Source organism: Streptomyces sp. NPDC058534, assembly GCF_042717365.1.
Classification (GTDB): domain Bacteria; phylum Actinomycetota; class Actinomycetes; order Streptomycetales; family Streptomycetaceae; genus Streptomyces.
Window position 1 is genome coordinate 120,259 of the sequence record NZ_JBHXNW010000004.1, and the last position, 16,755, is coordinate 137,013.

Annotated in this window: 15 protein-coding genes; 1 reads left to right on the plus strand and 14 read right to left on the minus strand. The window is 71.9% G+C overall.

Annotated features, from left to right (window positions below; all coding sequences use genetic code 11):
• Window positions 1–210 precede the first annotated feature (210 nt).
• The 13 genes from nusB to ACFWR9_RS03565 all read right to left on the minus strand — a co-directional run bounded on the left by nusB (window position 211) and on the right by ACFWR9_RS03565 (window position 13,686).
• Window positions 211–639 carry a transcription antitermination factor NusB gene (gene nusB, locus ACFWR9_RS03505; protein ID WP_383834835.1) on the minus strand — a complete coding sequence of 143 codons (429 nt, stop codon included), beginning with the start codon at window positions 637–639 and terminating at the stop codon, window positions 211–213.
• Between the two features lie 2 nt (window positions 640–641).
• The gene (gene efp, locus ACFWR9_RS03510; RefSeq protein WP_055415926.1) at window positions 642–1,208 is read right to left on the minus strand and encodes an elongation factor P; all 567 of its coding nucleotides are present in this window, start codon (window positions 1,206–1,208) and stop codon (window positions 642–644) included.
• A 64-nt stretch (window positions 1,209–1,272) separates the two neighbouring features.
• The gene (locus ACFWR9_RS03515) at window positions 1,273–2,379 is read right to left on the minus strand and encodes an aminopeptidase P family protein (RefSeq protein ID WP_383834838.1); all 1,107 of its coding nucleotides are present in this window, start codon (window positions 2,377–2,379) and stop codon (window positions 1,273–1,275) included.
• A 192-nt stretch (window positions 2,380–2,571) separates the two neighbouring features.
• The gene (locus tag ACFWR9_RS03520; protein WP_383834841.1) at window positions 2,572–3,468 is read right to left on the minus strand and encodes a Pro-rich N-terminal domain-containing protein; all 897 of its coding nucleotides are present in this window, start codon (window positions 3,466–3,468) and stop codon (window positions 2,572–2,574) included.
• Between the two features lie 163 nt (window positions 3,469–3,631).
• Window positions 3,632–5,278 carry a 3-dehydroquinate synthase gene (gene aroB, locus ACFWR9_RS03525; protein ID WP_383834844.1) on the minus strand — a complete coding sequence of 549 codons (1,647 nt, stop codon included), beginning with the start codon at window positions 5,276–5,278 and terminating at the stop codon, window positions 3,632–3,634.
• Window positions 5,275–6,459, minus strand: a complete 1,185-nt coding sequence (gene aroC / locus ACFWR9_RS03530) for a chorismate synthase (RefSeq protein WP_383834847.1) — start codon at window positions 6,457–6,459, stop codon at window positions 5,275–5,277. The genes aroB and aroC overlap by 4 nt, the downstream gene beginning before the upstream one ends.
• A gap of 161 nt (window positions 6,460–6,620) precedes the next feature.
• Complete coding sequence (locus ACFWR9_RS03535; RefSeq protein WP_383834850.1) at window positions 6,621–6,950, minus strand: hypothetical protein; 330 nt, start codon at window positions 6,948–6,950, stop codon at window positions 6,621–6,623.
• Window positions 6,951–6,997: 47 nt separating this feature from the next.
• Window positions 6,998–7,837 (minus strand): shikimate dehydrogenase, encoded by an 840-nt coding sequence (locus ACFWR9_RS03540; protein ID WP_383834853.1) that lies wholly within the window; start codon window positions 7,835–7,837, stop codon window positions 6,998–7,000.
• Complete coding sequence (gene mltG, locus ACFWR9_RS03545; RefSeq protein WP_383834856.1) at window positions 7,818–9,566, minus strand: endolytic transglycosylase MltG; 1,749 nt, start codon at window positions 9,564–9,566, stop codon at window positions 7,818–7,820. Before mltG ends, ACFWR9_RS03540 begins: the two co-directional genes overlap by 20 nt.
• Window positions 9,567–9,694: 128 nt before the next feature.
• On the minus strand, window positions 9,695–10,159 hold the full coding sequence (gene ruvX / locus ACFWR9_RS03550) for a Holliday junction resolvase RuvX (RefSeq protein ID WP_383835048.1): 465 nt from the start codon (window positions 10,157–10,159) through the stop codon (window positions 9,695–9,697).
• Between the two features lie 47 nt (window positions 10,160–10,206).
• Window positions 10,207–12,879 (minus strand): alanine--tRNA ligase, encoded by a 2,673-nt coding sequence (gene alaS / locus ACFWR9_RS03555; protein ID WP_383834859.1) that lies wholly within the window; start codon window positions 12,877–12,879, stop codon window positions 10,207–10,209.
• On the minus strand, window positions 12,879–13,229 hold the full coding sequence (locus ACFWR9_RS03560; RefSeq protein WP_383834862.1) for a hypothetical protein: 351 nt from the start codon (window positions 13,227–13,229) through the stop codon (window positions 12,879–12,881). Before ACFWR9_RS03560 ends, alaS begins: the two co-directional genes overlap by 1 nt.
• Before the next feature lie 7 nt (window positions 13,230–13,236).
• On the minus strand, window positions 13,237–13,686 hold the full coding sequence (locus ACFWR9_RS03565) for a DUF948 domain-containing protein (protein ID WP_383834865.1): 450 nt from the start codon (window positions 13,684–13,686) through the stop codon (window positions 13,237–13,239).
• Between the two features lie 165 nt (window positions 13,687–13,851).
• On the opposite strand from ACFWR9_RS03565, the gene ACFWR9_RS03570 reads away from it, so the two are divergent.
• Window positions 13,852–16,038: an ATP-binding protein gene (locus ACFWR9_RS03570; RefSeq protein ID WP_383834867.1), complete on the plus strand. Its 2,187-nt coding sequence runs from the start codon at window positions 13,852–13,854 to the stop codon at window positions 16,036–16,038.
• Window positions 16,039–16,070: 32 nt separating this feature from the next.
• Here ACFWR9_RS03570 and rpsD read toward each other — a convergent pair whose 3' ends face one another.
• Window positions 16,071–16,685, minus strand: coding sequence for a 30S ribosomal protein S4 (gene rpsD, locus ACFWR9_RS03575; protein ID WP_031035730.1), 615 nt, complete (start codon window positions 16,683–16,685; stop codon window positions 16,071–16,073).
• Window positions 16,686–16,755: the final 70 nt, after the last annotated feature.

Consider the following 16,755-nt stretch of genomic DNA (forward strand, 5'->3'; position numbering starts at 1 on the left):
GCGGCATGAGCGGGCGGGGGGGGGCGGGCTTCAGCGCCGGGTCCGCCCCCCCCCGGCGGCTTTGTCACGTCCTGGGTCTCAGCGCACCCAGGGGCGCGGGGCTGTGTCGACCTTGCGGCTACCGCCGCGTGGGCGCGACCAGCCACGGACTACCCGCAGCCGCCCTCCCACCGCACCCCCTGGCGCCGCGTCCCCGCGACACCTGCGGAGCTATTCGCGGCGCAGCGAGGACTTCAGGTCCTTCAGTCGGCCGAGCAGGCCGTTGACGAACGCGGGCGAGTCGTCCGTGGAGAACTCCTTCGCCAGCTGCACCATCTCATCCAGGACGACGGCGTCCGGGGTCGCGTCGACCCAGACCAGTTCGTACGCGCCCAGGCGCAGGATGTTGCGGTCGACGACCGGCATCCGGTCGAGCGTCCAGCCGACCGCGTACTGGGCGATCAGCTCGTCGATGCGCTCGGCGTGGGCGGCGTAGCCCTCGACCAGCTCCATCGTGTACTCGCTCACCGGCGGCTGCCGGGTGTCGGCCCGGGAGTGCCGGACCCAGTCGGCGAGCACCGTCAGGACGTCGGTGCCGCGCTGGTCGCCCTCGAAGAGGATCTGGAACGCGCGCTTGCGGGCCGTGTTGCGAGCAGCCACGGTTAGCTGTTCACCCGGCCGAGGTAGTCGCTCGAACGGGTGTCGACCTTGATCTTCTCACCGGTGGTGATGAAGAGCGGGACGTTGATCTGGTGACCGGTCTCCAGGATGGCGGGCTTGGTGCCACCGGTGGAGCGGTCGCCCTGGACGCCCGGCTCGGTCTCCTGGATGGTCAGCTCGACGGCGGCGGGCAGCTCGACGAAGAGCACCTCGCCCTCGTGCTGCGCGACGGTGGCGGTGAAGCCCTCCACCAGGAAGTTGGCGGCGTCGCCGACGGCCTTGCGGTCGACGTGCAGCTGGTCGTAGGTCTCCATGTCCATGAAGACGAAGTAGTCGCCGTCCATGTACGAGAACTGCATGTCACGCTTGTCGACAGTGGCCGTCTCGACCTTGACGCCGGCGTTGAAGGTCTTGTCGACGACCTTGCCGGAAAGCACGTTCTTGAGCTTGGTGCGCACGAAGGCCGGGCCCTTGCCGGGCTTGACGTGCTGGAACTCGACGACGGACCAGAGCTGGCCGCCTTCGAGCTTGAGCACCATGCCGTTCTTGAGGTCGTTCGTGGAAGCCACGGTTGCGGAATCTCCTGGACTGGACTGACGTGGACGACCCCGGAGCGTACGCACAAGCGCGAGGCTAGAGCGCGAGCAGCTCCTTGGTCGTGATGGTGAGTAGCTCGGGTCCGCCGTCCGCCCCGGGGCGCACGACGAGCGTGTCATCGATCCGGACCCCGCCCCGGCCCGGGAGGTGGACCCCCGGTTCGACGGTGACCGGCACACAAGCGTCCAGTTTACCCATGGCCGCAGGAGCCAACTGCGGGTCCTCGTCGATTTCGAGTCCGACACCGTGACCGGTGAGCGCCGGGAGGTGCTCACCGTACCCCGCCGAGTCCAGTGCCTGGCGGGCGGCGCGGTCCACGTCACGGCAGGCGGCACCGGGTGCGAGCGCCTCCCGTCCGGCCCGCTGGGCGGAGAAGACGAGGTCGTACAGCTCGATCTGCCAGTCGGCCGGCGAGGTGCCGATGACGAACGTACGCCCGATCTCGCAGCGGTAGCCGCGGTAGGTCGCGCCCAGGCAGACCGAGAGGAAGTCGCCCTCCTCCACGCGCCGGTCGGTGGGGCGGTGGCCGCGGCGCCCCGAGTTCGGGCCGGTGCCCACGGAGGTGGGGAAGGCGGGGCCGTCGGCGCCGTGGTCGACCAGGCGGCGCTCCAGCTCCAGGGCGAGATGCCGTTCGGTGCGGCCGACCAGGATGGACTCCAGGAGTTCACCGAGCGCCTGGTCGGCGATCTCGGCGCCGATGCGCAGGCAGGAGATCTCCTCCTCGTCCTTGACCACCCGGAGCTGCTCGACCGCCTGGCCCAGGTCGGTCAGGCGCAGCCGGGGTGCGACGGAGCGCATGGCGCGGTGCCGGACGACGGTGAGGTGGTGGTCCTCGGTGGCGAGGGACTCGGCGCCCTGGGTCGCGGCGAAGCCGGTCGCCGCGACGGCGGGGTCGCCGCCCGGTCCCGGAAGGGCCCGCACCGGCAGCGAATCGTCGGGCCTGGCCCGGGCCGGCCGGTCGTCCGGCGGTCCGGAGCAGACCAGCAGGTCCTCGGTCTTGCCGAGGAGCAGCACGGCGCCGTGCGGGGCGGCGCCCGCGAGATAGCGCACGTTGGCGGGCCGGGAGACGAGCGCCGCCGCGCTGCCGCCCGCGTTGCAGCGTTCCCGTAGGCGCGTCCGGCGGGCCGCGTACACCTCTGACATGCCCCGAGCGTATGGGCTCCGCTGCGGGGGCGCCGCCTGGGAGAGGCCGAGTGGGGAGGTGCGGGGCGCCTACGGGGGTGGGGGTGGTTGTTGTGTCGCGGCTGACGGTCGGTGGGGGCTTGTCGCGCCCCGCGGCGGAGCCGCATATAGATACAGCCCCGCGCCCCTTTGGGGCGCTGTGCTGAGCGGCGTTTACCAGCTCGGCGGGCTTGCTATGGAGCGGGACAGGACCTCGTTCAGGACCTGGGCTGTTTCGGGGACGTCGAGTTGGGAGTTGTCGATGATGGGGAGGCCGGAGCCGTACCAGCCGGCCATGCGGCCGTGGATGCGGGCGACCTCCTCGTCGGTGAGGCGCCTGTTGCCGCTGCGTTCGGCGTTGCGTTCCAGGACGATGTCCAGGCCCGGCAGCAGGACGACCGGGAGCAGGCCGGGCCCCACGTGCCGCTTCCAGCCGCCGAGGCCGACGACCGGGCGGTCCGGGAAGACCGCGTCGTCGAGGATGCAGGAGATGCCGTTGGCGAGGAAGTTGCGCGCGGAGAAGCCGCAGGTGCGGCGGGCGAGGCGGTACTGCGCCTCCGAGTGCTCGTTCCACCCGGTCTGGGGGTCGGCGAAGCCGGAGCGGACCCATTCGCGGACGTCGTCGAGGCTGATGTGCGCGGTGGGGACCCGGCGGTGGTCCGCCCAGTACTTGGCGACGCTGGTCTTGCCGGCTCCGGCGGGACCGATGAGCAGGACCGCCAGGGTGGTCGTGGTGGAGTCGGGTGCGGCGGCCATCGCGGGGGGCACGCTGGGCACGGCGACGGGGCCGCCGGGCGGCAGCCGTACGTGGCCGGTGGTGTCCGGCACGGGCGGGGCGGGGGCCGGCGGGTGCGCACCCGGTGCCGGGCCGGGGGCCGGTTGCGGCGCCGCCGTCTGCGGCGGGGCCGCGGGGCCGGGGGCCCGCATCGGGTACTCCGGCGCCTGGGGCGGCGGCACGGGGGCGGGCCCCTGGTGCGGACCCGGGTGGTGTGCGGCCGGGGACCAGCCGACGGCCGGTCCGTGCCCCGGCTGGTGGGGCGGCGGCAGCGGCGAACCCACGGGGTGCTGCATCCGGTGCCACTCCGTCTCGTACAGGTGATGAGCGCTGACAGCGGGACGGGGGCCCCGCGTGCTACCGAACGGTACCGCCCCCGGCCGTCCTTTGGTGAACGGCCGGGGGCGGCACCAAGTGCCCGTCGCGGGAGGCGAATCGGACGGATGGTGCACCGGGGTACTACTCGCCCACCTCGCCGTAGGCGGCGAGGAGGACGGCGGGGTCGGGGCCCTCCAGCACGGTGGGCTTGGCGAGGCCGTCCAGGACGATGAAGCGCAACAGGTCGCCGCGCGACTTCTTGTCGACCTTCATGTTCTCGACGAGCTTGGGCCACTGGTCGTGGCGGTAGTGCAGCGGCAGGCCGACCGCTTGGAGGATGGTGCGGTGCCGGTCGGCGGTGGCGTCGTCCAGACGGCCCGCGAGGCGGCCCAGTTCGGCGGCGAAGTGCATGCCGACCGAGACGGCGGCGCCGTGCCGCCACTTGTAGCGCTCGTTCTTCTCGATGGCGTGGCCGAGAGTGTGACCGTAGTTGAGGATCTCCCGGAGGCCGGCCTCCTTGAGGTCGGAGGAGACGACCTCGGCCTTGACCTTGATGGACCGCACGATCAGCTCGGCGGTGTGCGGTCCGGCCGGGGTGCGCGCGGCCTGCGGGTCGGACTCGATCAGGTCCAGGATCACCGGGTCCGCGATGAAGCCGGCCTTGATGACCTCGGCCAGCCCGGAGACGTAGTCGTTGACCGGGAGGGAGTCCAGGGCGGCCAGGTCGCACAGGACGCCGGCCGGCGGGTGGAAGGAGCCGACGAGGTTCTTGCCCTCGGCGGTGTTGATGCCGGTCTTGCCGCCGACGGCCGCGTCCACCATGGCCAGCACGGTGGTGGGGACGGCGATCCAGCGCACCCCGCGCAGCCAGGTCGCGGCCACGAATCCGGCGAGGTCGGTGCTGGCGCCGCCGCCGACGCCGATGATGACGTCGGTGCGGGTGAACCCGGACTGGCCGAGCGCCTTCCAGCAGTAGGCGGCGACCTCGGCGGTCTTGGCCTCCTCGGCGTTGGGCACCTGGATGGCGATCGCCTCGTAGCCCTGCTCGGCGAGGTCGGCGCGCAGGGCGTCACCGGTCTCGGCGAGCGCCTCGGGGTGGATCACCGCGACCCGCTTGGCCCGGTCGCCGATCAGGCCGCCCAGCTCGCCGAGGAGCTGACGGCCCACCAGGACCTCGTAGGGGTCGGAACCCGCGGTGCCGTCGATCCGGATCCTCGTCACATCGTTCACGACAGCCTCCTCCGGCCGGGGGTCCGGGGGTCGTCCCCCGGGAATTGCAGCCAACTCCAGTGCGTCCAGAGCGGCTTGAGTGACTTCCTCGGGCGTACGGCCGTCGGTGGCCACGACGACCGTGGCCGCCTCCTCGTACAGGTGCCGACGGGCCTCCATCAGTTCGCGCCACTGCTTGCGCGGGTTGACCGCCAGCAGCGGACGCGCGGCGTTCAGGCCGGTCCGCTTTACGGCCTCCTCGACGTCCATGGAGAGGTAGACGACCCGCTGCCCGGCGAGCAGCGCACGCGTGTCCGCGTCCAGGATCGCGCCGCCGCCGAGGGCGAGAACGCCGTCGTGCCCGGTGAGCGCCGTACGCACGGCGTTCTTCTCCAGCTCCCGGAAGACGGCCTCGCCCTCGTCCACGAAGATCTCGGCGATGCTCCGCCCCTGGGCGGAGACGATGTCCTCGTCGGTGTCCCGGTAGCCCACGCCGAGCCGCTCGGCGAGCAGTTGTCCGACGGTGGACTTGCCCACGCCCATCGGGCCGACGAGGACGACCAGCGGGGTCCCGCTCATCGGATGGCCAGGGCGTCGAGGTACGAGGTCACGTTGCGCCGGGTCTCGGCGACCGAGTCGCCGCCGAACTTCTCCGCGACGGCGTCCGCGAGCACGAGGGCCACCATGGCCTCGGCGACGATTCCGGCGGCCGGCACGGCGGACACGTCGGAGCGCTGGTGGTGCGCCTGCGTGGCCTCGCCGGTGGTCACGTCCACGGTCTTCAGAGCGCGCGGCACGGTCGCGATCGGCTTCATCGCGGCGCGCACCCGCAGCAGCTCACCGGTGGTGAGCCCGCCCTCGGTGCCGCCGGAGCGGCCGGAGACACGGCGGATGCCCTCGGGCGTGTTCACGATCTCGTCATGGGCCCGGGAGCCGGGCACTCGGGCCAGCTCGAAGCCGTCGCCGATCTCGACGCCCTTGATCGCCTGGATGCCCATGAGCGCTCCCGCGAGCCGTGCGTCGAGCTTGCGGTCCCAGTGGACGTGGGAGCCGAGGCCGACCGGCACGCCGTAGGCGAGGATCTCGACGACGCCGCCGAGGGTGTCGCCGTCCTTGTGGGCCTGGTCGATCTCGGCGACCATCGCCTTCGAGGCGTCCGCGTCCAGGCAGCGCACCGGGTCGGCGTCCAGCTTCTCGACGTCGGCCGGCGTCGGGTACACGCCGTGGGGTGCCTTCGCCGCGGCCAGCTCGACGACATGGCTGACGATCTCGACGCCGGTCGTCTCCTTGAGGTACGACCGCGCCACCGCGCCGAGCGCCACGCGGGCGGCCGTCTCCCGCGCGGAGGCACGCTCCAGGATCGGCCGGGCCTCGTCGAAACCGTACTTCTGCATGCCCGCGAGGTCGGCGTGGCCGGGGCGGGGCCGGGTCAGCGGGGCGTTGCGCGCCAGGCCGGCCAGCACCTCCGGGTCCACCGGATCGGCCGCCATGACCTGCTCCCACTTGGGCCACTCGGTGTTGCCCACCATCACGGCGACCGGGGAACCCATCGTGAGGCCGTGCCGGACGCCGCCGAGGAAGGTGACCTCGTCGCGCTCGAACTTCATCCGGGCACCGCGTCCATAGCCGAGCCGCCGCCTCGCCAGATGGTCCGCCACCATGTCCGTGGTGATCGGCACGCCGGCGGGCAGACCCTCCAGTGTCGCGACGAGTGCGGGACCGTGGGACTCCCCCGCGGTCAGCCAGCGCAACCTGCTCAACGGTGCTCCTCAGTGCTCGCGCCCCGGTATGCCTGCGTACGCGCCTTCTCCGCGTACGGCGACGGCTCGACCGGGTGCGCGGCCCCGGTCCGCCACCTTCGATCCTCCCACGTCCGGCCGTCCGCCCCGCCCGCCGGTCCATTGGCCGGACGCCGGGCCGGTCAGGCGGGGCCGTTCCCCTGCCCCCGCGCCGGGGCATAGGAGCCGAGGAAGTCGGCGCCGCTCTGCCGCTGCCGCGGCGGCGCGTAGGGCCCCAGGTAATCGGCGCCGCTGCCCTGGGCGTACGGCGCCGGCGCCGGCGCGGCGACGGGGTGCCCGGCGCGCGGTGCGCGGCGCCGGTCGATCCTGCGCTTCAGCTTGATCACCCAGCTCGCGACGACGGCGAGCACGATCAGGGCGAGCACCGTGATCTGCACCCAGTCGGGCAGGAAGCCCAGTACGGCGTCGAAGATCTGGGTCTTGACGGAGGCCAGCGGCACACCGGTGTCCATGGTTCGTTTTCCCCTCCCGTTCCGCCCCCTGCGGAACCGGACGGATCTTAACGGTCCGCGAGCGCGCGTTCTCCCGCTTTTCGCATGGCGGCGAGGGGGGCGGGGGCGCGGCCCGTCATCAGCTCCACCTGGAGGACCGCCTGGTGGACGAGCAGGTCGAGGCCGCTGACGACGGCGCCGCCGGACGCCGACCAGCGGGCGGCCAGGGCGGTGGGCCAGGGGTCGTAGAGCACGTCGAAGAGGGTGGCCGGCATCTCGGGGACCGCCGCGGCGAGGGCGTCGGTGGTGCCGGCCGGGGTGGTGGCCACGACCAGCGGGGCGCGCAGCGCCTCCGCGGCGTCCGCCCAGTCCGCGATGCGCACACCGACGTCGAGCCGTTCCGCCCAGCCCCGCATCTCGGCGGCGCGCGCCGCGCTGCGGACGTAGACGGCGATCTCGCCGGTGCAGATCCGGGCCAGCGCGGCGAGCGCGGAGGACGCGGTGGCGCCGGCGCCCAGGACCGCCGCGGTCTCGACCTTCTCGATGCCGTGTTCGCGCAGGGCGGCGACCATGCCGGGGATGTCGGTGTTGTCACCGGTCCGGCGGCCGTCCTCGGTGAGGACGACGGTGTTGACCGCGTCCACGGAGGCCGCCGTCTCGCTGATGCCGTCGAGCAGCGGGATGACCGCCCGCTTGAGCGGCATGGTCAGCGACAGCCCCGCCCACTCGGGCCCCAGCTCCTCGAAGAAGCCGGGCAGCGCCGCCTCGTCGACGTCGAAGCTCTCGTACGTCCAGTCCGCCAGCCCCAGCTCCGCGTAGGCGGTGCGGTGCAGTACCGGGGAGAGCGAGTGGGCGATCGGGGAGCCGAGAACGGCGGCCCGGCGACGGTCAGTTGCCGGAGCTGGCATCGAACTTTTCCTTCAGCTTCAAGAACTCGTCGTGCGTCTTGGCGAACTCGGTCTTGGCCACGCCGTCCGTGGCCACGAAGTAGATCCAGCCGTCCTTCGTGGGGTTCAGGGCGGCTTGCAGGGCCTCTTCGCCGGGGTTGCCGATGGGTCCGGGCGGCAGGCCCTTGTTGGTGTAGGTGTTGTACGGGTCCGTGTTGCTGTTGATCTCGGACTCGCTGATGTTGATGTTGCTCTGGCCCTTGAGGTAGTTGAAGGACGAGTCGAACTGGAGCCTCTGGTTCGTCTCGGTGTTGGTGGGCTTGAGCCGGTTGTAGATGACCTCGGACATCTTGCGGAAGTCGTCGTGGGTCTTGCCCTCCGCCTGCAACAGGCTCGCGACCGTGAGCAGCTCCCACGGACCTTCGAGGCCGAGGCCCTGCGCCTTCTCCTCCAGGCCGATCCGCGCGTACCGCTCCTTGGCCCGGGACACCATCTGCTTGAGCACGTCCTCGGGCTTCTGGCCCTTGGCCGCCGAGTAGCTTGAGGGGTAGAGGAAGCCCTCCAGGGGGTCCTTGACGTTCTTGTGGTTCAGCGCCCAGTCGGGCAGGCCGAGGCTTTCCGACTCGGTCTTGGCGACCTTGGCGGTGGTGCCTTCCTTCACTCCGAGGCGCTTGTCGATGACCTTGTAGACGTCGACGTTGCGCTTGCCCTCGGCGATGATCAGGTTGCTGCGGCTGCCGGGACTGAGCAGGAGTTCGACCGCGCTCTCGGCCGACATCTCCTTCTGCAGCGTGTACACGCCGTCCTGGATGTTCTTGCCCCGGGGGTTGCTCTGCTGGGCGGCGATGAAGGCGTCGACGCTCTTGACCACTCCCTGCCGCTTCAGCTCCTGGCCGATCGTGGAGCCGCCCGCGCCCTTGGGGATGGTGACGGTGACTTCCTCGCCGTTGCCGTCGCCCGCGAAGTTCGGGGCCGCCCCGAAACGGTCCTGGTAGAACTGGTAGCCGAAATAGCCGACGCCCGTCACGCCGCCGCCCAGCACCAGGCAGACCACCAGGCAGGCACATCCGCTGCGACGTTTCTTCGGCTTGCCGCCGCGGCCCCTGCGGTCGTCGCGCCCGCCGTCCGCCGGGTCGTCGTCGGCACCGTCCCGGCCGGCGAAGAACGCGTGTTCGCCCTCGTCGGGTCCGGGGTCCCAGTCGGTGCGCTGCGGCTCGGGCTCGGTGCGCCGGCGGCCGGGCGGCTCCGGCGGCGGGTAGGCCTCCGGCGTGCCGTAGAAGTCGGGCTGCTCGGCGGGGTAGCCGGCGGGCTGCCCGCCGTAGGGGTCCGACGGGTCGGCGGGGTACTGCGCGTGGGGATGCGCGCCGGTGTCCCAGTTGCCGTTGTCGTAACCCTGCTGGGGGTGTGCCTGGGGCGGGTACTGCTGGCCGTACTGCTGTTCGTACTGCTGCTGGTCATACTGCCGCTGGTCGTACTGCGGCTGACCGTACTGGTCGTACTGCGGCTCGGGGTGCTGCCGCCCGTACTGGTCGTACTGCGGCCGGCTGCCGTACGCGGACTGGCCGCCGCCGTCGCTCCAGTCGCCGTACTGCTGCTGGGCATGCTGCTGCTCCGGATACTGCTGTGGCTGGCCGCCGTAGGGGGACTGCGGGCCCGCGGGGGCCTGCTGTCCTCCCCATCCGCCGTCCCCGTACAACGGGTCCTCCGGATGCCACGGTTCGGAGCCTGGGCCCCGGCCATAGTCAGTCATCGATCCCCTAGAGCCGCGAGGGGACGGTGGGCGGGGCCTGCACTGGAGGGCCTGCTTCCGTTCCGCCTCTTGCTGTGCGGCGGCTGTTCGAATGCCTCCGCATCGCGCGGAACGTTACAGTATCGCGATCAGATGACCACTTCGACGCCCTCGCCGGGTGGCCTGCCTGACACCCGTTCGGATTCAAGTGCCTGCTGGAGGATGATCACAGCGGCGGCCTGGTCGATGACGGACCGGCCCTTCTTGGACTTCACTCCCGAGGCGCGCAGCCCCTGGCTGGCGGTCACCGTGGTCATGCGCTCGTCGACGAGCCTGACCGGCACCGGCGCGATGCCCCGGGCCAGCTCCTGCGCGAAGCGCCGCACCTTGACCGCGGCCGGGCCCTCGCCCCCCTTGAGGGAGCGCGGCAGCCCGACGACGACCTCGATCGGCTCGTACTCCCCCACCAGCAGCCTGAGCCTGCGGTGCGCGGCGGGGACGTCGCGTCCGGGCACGGTCTCCACCGGGGTGGCGAGGATCCCGTCGGGGTCGCAGGAGGCGACCCCGATACGGGCGTCCCCGACGTCGACGGCCAGGCGGCGGCCGCGGCGCATGGCAGGGCCGTCCGCCTGGTCCCCCGTCTGGGGGTTCTCCGGGCCGTTCACTTGGCGGTGTCCGCCACGAGGCGCTCGACGGCGTCCACGGCGTCGCCGATGGCGGCCGGGTTCTGGCCGCCGCCCTGGGCGACGTCCGGCTTGCCACCACCGCCGCCGCCGAGGGTCTTGGCGGCGGTGCGCACCAGGTCGCCGGCCTTGAGGCCGCGCTCGCGGGCGGCGTCGTTGGTGGCGATGACCGTCAGGGGCTTGCCGTTGACGGTCGTGAACAGGGCCACGACCGCGGCCCGGCCGCCCTGGATGCGCCCGCGCACGTCGAGGACCAGCTTGCGCAGGTCGTCGGCGGTGGTGCCGTCCGGGACCTGCCCGGTCACCAGGGCCACGCCGCGCACGTCCTTGGCGGACCCGGCGAGTCCGGCGGCGGCCTGGAGGACCTTCTCCGCGCGGAACTTCTCGATCTCCTTCTCGGCGTCCTTGAGCTTGCCGAGCATCGCGGAGACCTTCTCCGGCAGTTCCTCCGGACGGCCCTTGATCAGCTCCTGGAGCTGGGCGACGACCGTGTGCTCACGGGCGAGGAAGTTGTAGGCGTCCACACCGACCAGGGCCTCGATGCGGCGCACACCCGAGCCGATGGAGGACTCGCCGAGCAGCTTGACCAGGCCGAGCTGCGCGGTGTTGTGGACGTGGGTGCCGCCGCACAGCTCCTTGGAGAAGTCGCCGATGGTGACGACCCGCACCCGCTCGCCGTACTTCTCGCCGAACTCGGCGATGGCGCCCTGCTTCCTGGCCTCGTCGATGCCCATGACCTCGGCCTGCACGTCCAGGTCGCGCGAGAGCACCTCGTTGATCTTCTGCTCGACGTCGGTCATCACGGCCGTCGGGACGGCCGAGGGCGAACCGAAGTCGAAGCGGAAGCGGCCGGGCTGGTTCTCGGAACCGGCCTGTGCGGCCGTCGGGCCGAGGGCGTCGCGCAGGGCCTGGTGCGTGAGGTGGGTGGCCGAGTGGGCGCGGGCGATTGCGTGGCGGCGCCGGTCGTCGATGGAGGCGTGGGCCTTGGCACCGACGGTGACCTCGCCGACCTGGACGACGCCCTTGTGGACGTACACGCCCGGGACCGGCTTCTGGCAGTCCCGGATCTCGATCACGGCGCCGGTGTCGACCCGGATCCGGCCGGTGTCGCCGATCTGGCCGCCGCCCTCGGCGTAGAACGGGGTGCGGTCCAGGACGACCTCGACCTCGTCGCCCTCGGTGGCGGCCGGGGAGGAGGCGCCGTCGACGAGGATGCCGACGATCGTGGACTCGCTCTCGGTGTGGCTGTAGCCGACGAAGTCGGTGGCACCGGCCTGGTCGGCGATCGCCCGGTAGGCGCCGGCGCCGGCGTGCCCGGTCTTCTTGGCCTGGGCGTCGGCCTTGGCGCGCTCCCGCTGCTCCTTCATCAGGCGGCGGAACCCGTCCTCGTCCACGGAGAGGCCCTGCTCGGCGGCCATCTCCAGGGTGAGGTCGATCGGGAAGCCCCAGGTGTCGTGGAGCAGGAAGGCCTTGTCACCGGCGAGCACCGTGCCACCGCCGGCCTTGGTGTCGCTCACGGCGGTGTCGAGGATGTTGGTGCCGGCCTTCAGCGTCTTGAGGAAGGCGTTCTCCTCGGCGAGCGCGACCTTCTCGATCCGCTCCCGGTCGGTGATCAGCTCGGGGTACTGCTGCCCCATCATGGCGATCACGACGTCGATCAGGTCCTTGACGACCAGGCCGGTGGCGCCGAGCAGCCGCATGTTGCGGATGGCGCGGCGCATGATGCGGCGCAGCACGTAACCGCGGCCCTCGTTGCCGGGGGTGACGCCGTCGCCGATGAGCATCACGGAGGTGCGCATGTGGTCGGTGACCACGCGCAGGGAGACGTCCGAGCCGTGGGCGTCGCCGTAGGCCACGCCGGTCAGTTCGGTGGCCTTGTTGATGACCGCCATGGAGGTGTCGATCTCGTACATGTTCTGCACGCCCTGCAGAATCATGGCGAGCCGCTCCAGGCCGAGGCCCGTGTCGATGTTCTTGCTCGGCAGCTCGCCGAGGATCTCGAACTCCTCCTTGCCGATCCCCTCGCCGCGCTCGTACTGCATGAAGACGAGGTTCCAGATCTCCACGTACCGCTCGTCGTTGACGGCGGGGCCGCCCTCGGCGCCGAACTCGGGGCCGCGGTCGTAGTTGATCTCGGAGCAGGGGCCGCAGGGGCCTGGGACGCCCATGGACCAGTAGTTGTCCTTCTTGCCGAGGCGCTGGATGCGCTCGGCGGGCACGCCCACGACGTCGTGCCAGATGCGCTCGGCCTCGTCGTCGTCCTTGTAGACGGTGATCCACAGGCGCTCGGGGTCGAGGCCGTAACCGCCCTTGTCCTGGGGGCTGGTGAGCAGCTCCCAGGCGTACTTGATGGCGCCTTCCTTGAAGTAGTCGCCGAAGGAGAAGTTGCCGCACATCTGGAAGAACGTGCCGTGGCGCGTGGTCTTGCCGACCTCTTCGATGTCGGGCGTGCGCACGCACTTCTGCACGCTCGTGGCGCGGTCGAAGGGCGGCTTGACCTCGCCCAGGAAGTAGGGCTTGAAGGGCACCATGCCGGCCGGAACCAGCAGCAGAGTCGGGTCGTCCGCGATGAGCGACGCCGAAGGGACGACGGTGTGACCGCGCTCCTCGAAGAAGCTCAACCAGCGGCGACGAATCTCGGCCGACTCCATCAGTGGTCCTCATTCCGGTTGTACGAGTACGTCGTCCTGTCGACATACGTCGGGTTGTCGCGGTTCTCGATGGCGTTGTGGCGCCGGGGTGCGGGGAGTTCGGGGTCGACGGGGGCGCCCAGCCCGAGCGCGTCGTCCAGTTCGGCCTCCCGCTGGGCCATGTTGTCGCGGACGTCGAGGGCGAAGCCGACCGCTCGGTCCTTGAGCCGGGTGCCCGCGTCGAGCGCCTTGTTGGCCGCGGTCGCGGCGAGGCTCTCGGGGGTCAGTTGCCTGAGCTTCCGGTTGACCTTGGTGGTGGCCCAGACACCGGCGGCCATGCCGGTGCCGAACCAGAACGTACGGCGGAACATCGCTGGATCAGTCCTTCTTCCGCTTCGTCCGCCGCGCGGCCGGGATCGTACGACCCACGATCACGGTGCGCCGCTCCCTGGCCGGCCCGGCGGGCCGGTCGTCCTTGCGACCGCCGAGTGCCCGGCGCACGCCGTATCCGAACGCCGCGACCTTGACCAGCGGGCCGCCGAAGGTGGAGGCCACGGTGGTGGACAGCGCGGAGGCGTTCGACGTGACCTCCTGGACGTCGGAGGCGATCGCGTCGACCCGGTCGATCTGGGTCTGTGCGGAGCGCACCGCCGACGAGGCGTCGGACAGCAGCGGGACGGCCTGGTCGGTCACGTCCGCCACCAGCTTGGTGGTCGCCCTGAGCGTCTGGGCCAGCCTCGCCAGAGCGACGGCGAGGAAGGAGACCAGGATCGCCCAGAAGACGGCCACCAGGATCCCGGCCACCTCGCCACCGGACACTGTGTGCACCCGCTCCCTGAAAGACGTGCGTGAACATCGGGAAAGTCGTGCACCGAGCCTATCGCGCCGCGCGCGGCGCTCCGTACCGGATTACCTTCCGCGCGCGGCGTGATCCGGTCGAGTTGCGTGAAGCGATTGTACGGAGTGAATACGGTTCAGTACGCTCCGTGTCTTATGCGAGACCATCGGCGCGACGGCGTCCCGCACGGCAACCTCCCGCTGGAACTCGACAGTTTCGTGGGGAGAGGGACGGAACTCGCGGAGCTGGCCCGGGTGCTGGACGCCGGGCGGCTGGTGACCGTCACCGGGGCCGGCGGCGTCGGCAAGTCACGGCTGGCCGCGCGGGCGGGCGCGCGGCGCGCACCCCGGGACGGGGTGTGGCGGGTGGAGCTGGCACCGGTGCGGGACGCGGAGTTCGTCGACTACGCGGTCGTGGAGGCGCTGGGGCTGACCGACCACACGACCCGGCTGCCGCGCGAGACCCTGTTGACGCATCTCGCCGAGCGGGACCTGCTGCTGCTCCTGGACGGGGTCGAGCACCTGGTCGACGCCTGTGCCGCGCTGGTGACCGACCTGCTGGGCCGCGTCCCGGGGCTGAGGGTGCTGGCGGTGGGACGCCGGCCGCTGGACGTGGCCGGGGAACTGCTGGTTCCGCTGGCGCCGCTGGGCCCGGAGGAGGCGGTGGAACTGCTGACGGTCCGGGCCAGGCAGCGGAACGTGCCGCGCCGGCAGGACGCCGGTGGCGCCGAGGACCGGGGCGAGGTGCGTGAGCTGTGCCGGCGCCTGGACGGGATCCCGCTGGCGATCGAGCTGGCGGCGGGGCGGCTCGGCGCGCTGTCGCCGGGGCAGGTGCTGCAACGGCTGGACGACCGCTTCCGGCTGCTGACCGGCGGCGACCGCACCGCGCTCCCCCGGCACCGGACGCTGCGCACGGCGATCGGCTGGAGCCATGAGCTGTGCACGCCTCAGGAGCGCCTGCTGTGGGCACGGCTGTCGGTGTTCACCGGGCCGTTCGACCTGGAGGCCGCCGAGTACGTGTGCAGCGGCGACGGGCTGCCCGCCGGGGACGTCCTCGACGTGCTCTCGGCGCTGCTCGCGCAGTCCGTGCTGGCCCGCGAGGAGACCCCGGCGGGAATGCGCTACCGGATGCTCGACACGGTCCGGGCGTACGGCACCGACTGGCTGGAGGCGATGGGCGACGCGGCCCGGCTGCGGCGGCGGCACCGGGACTGGTACGTGGGCCTGGCGACCTGGTGCGAGCTGGAGTGGTTCTCGCCGCGCCAGGGCGAGGTCGCCGCGCGGGTGGACGCGGAGCTGCCGAATCTGCGCAGCGCCCTGGAGCACTGTCTGACCGCGCCGGACGAGGCGCATCTGGGCCAGTATCTGGCGGGTGCCCTGTGGTTCCACTGGGTGGGCTGCGGGCGGCTGTCGGAGGGCCGGCGCTGGCTGGAGCAGGCGGTGCGGCTGGACGCGGAGCCGACGGCGGGCGAGCAGTCCCGGCTGAAGGCGCTGTGGGTGCTCGCCTACGTGGCGATCCTCCAGGGCGACACGGTGCCCGCGCTGGCGGCGCTCCAGGAGTGCCGGGAGGAGGCGGAGCGGTCGGCGAACCCCACGGCGGTGGCGTACGCGGAGCACCGCACCGGCTGTCTGGCGCTGGTGACGGACGACATGCCCCGCGCGGAACGGCTGTTGCGCTCGGCGCTGGAGCGCTACCAGGAGATCGGCGAACTCAACAGCAACGTCCTGATGGGCCAGGTGGAGCTGGCGATGACCCGGGCGTTCCAGGGAGATCTGCCGGACGCGGTGCGCCTGTGCGAGGACGTGCGCCGGGTGTGCGAGGACCACGGCGAGCGCTGGGCCCGGGGCTACGCCCTGTACGTGCTGGCGTACGCGGCCTGGAGCGAGGGCGACCCGGTGCGCGCCCGTGAGCTGCTGGCGGACTGCCTGAGCGGCGCCCACCGATTCCGGGACCAGCTGGGCTCGGTGCTGGCGGTGGAGCTGCTGGCCCTGGTCACGGTGGCGGAGGGCGACCCGACGGAGGCGGCGGTGCTCCAGGGCGCGGCGGGCGAGATGTGGCCGTCGGTGGGGCTGCGGTTGTTCGGCTCGGCGCACTACAACGCGCCGCACGAGCTGTGCGAGGCGGCCGCCCGGGAGCAGCTGGGCGACGAGCGGTACGAGGAGTGCGTGCGGCACGGGGCGCGGCTCGGCCGCCCGGAGGCGGTGTCGCGGGCGCTGCGCCGGCCCGGGGTGCCCGCCTCGCTGCCGGCGCCGCACGGGGCCGGGCCGCGGGCCGCGCCGGGCGCGCGGACGGCGAAGCCCGCCGCCCCGCCCACCCGCAGGGGTGGGGAGACGGCGGGCTGAGTACCGCTGGTGGTACTGCGCCGGGGCTGGGATCAGCGGGCGTAGTACTCGACGACGAGCTGCTCGTCGCAGATCACCGGGATCTCCTTGCGGTTCGGCTCGCGGTCCAGGCGGAACGCCAGGGCCTTGAGGTTCACCTGGAGGTAGCGCGGGGTCTCGCCGTCGGGGGCGAAGCCACCCTCGCGGGCGATGGTGAAGAGCGTCTTCTCCTTGGAGCGGTCGCGCACCTGCACGACGTCGTCCGGGCGGACGCGGAAGGACGGCTTGTCGACCTTCTGGCCGTTGACCTGGATGTGGCCGTGGACGACCATCTGGCGGGCCTGGTAGATCGTGCGGGCGATGCCCGAACGCAGGACCAGCGCGTCGAGACGGCGCTCGAGCTCGATGACCAGGGCCTCGCCGGTCTTCATGTTGGTCTTGGAGGCACGCTCGTAGGCGCGGACGAGCTGGCGCTCGCTGAGGTCGTACTGCGCGCGCAGACGCTGCTTCTCCAGCAGACGGACCTTGTAGTCCGAGTTCTGCTTGCGGCCGCGGCCGTGCTCACCCGGCGGGTAGGGGCGGGCCTCGAAGTACTTGACGGCCTTCGGGGTCAGCGCGATGCCGAGGGCACGCGACTTCTTGACCTTGGGGCGGGGCTGGTTCGCCACTGTCTGTGTCTCTTTCCTGGTTTTCCGGCTTGTCAGGGTTGAGGGAGGTCGCATCCGCAGCCGGGGAAAC

Excerpts from the sequence above, each read along its gene's own strand:
- ACFWR9_RS03535 (WP_383834850.1), bottom strand. The coding sequence starts at position 6,950 with ATGGACACCGGTGTGCCGCTGGCCTCCGTCAAGACCCAGATCTTCGAC.
- aroB (WP_383834844.1), bottom strand. The coding sequence starts at position 5,278 with ATGAGCGGGACCCCGCTGGTCGTCCTCGTCGGCCCGATGGGCGTGGGC.
- ACFWR9_RS03570 (WP_383834867.1), top strand. The coding sequence starts at position 13,852 with ATGCGAGACCATCGGCGCGACGGCGTCCCGCACGGCAACCTCCCGCTG.
- ACFWR9_RS03560 (WP_383834862.1), bottom strand. The coding sequence starts at position 13,229 with ATGTTCCGCCGTACGTTCTGGTTCGGCACCGGCATGGCCGCCGGTGTC.
- ACFWR9_RS03515 (WP_383834838.1), bottom strand. The coding sequence starts at position 2,379 with ATGTCAGAGGTGTACGCGGCCCGCCGGACGCGCCTACGGGAACGCTGC.
- ACFWR9_RS03520 (WP_383834841.1), bottom strand. The coding sequence starts at position 3,468 with ATGCAGCACCCCGTGGGTTCGCCGCTGCCGCCGCCCCACCAGCCGGGG.
- ruvX (WP_383835048.1), bottom strand. The coding sequence starts at position 10,159 with ATGCGCCGCGGCCGCCGCCTGGCCGTCGACGTCGGGGACGCCCGTATC.
- ACFWR9_RS03540 (WP_383834853.1), bottom strand. The coding sequence starts at position 7,837 with ATGCCAGCTCCGGCAACTGACCGTCGCCGGGCCGCCGTTCTCGGCTCC.
- alaS (WP_383834859.1), bottom strand. The coding sequence starts at position 12,879 with ATGGAGTCGGCCGAGATTCGTCGCCGCTGGTTGAGCTTCTTCGAGGAG.
- mltG (WP_383834856.1), bottom strand. The coding sequence starts at position 9,566 with ATGACTGACTATGGCCGGGGCCCAGGCTCCGAACCGTGGCATCCGGAG.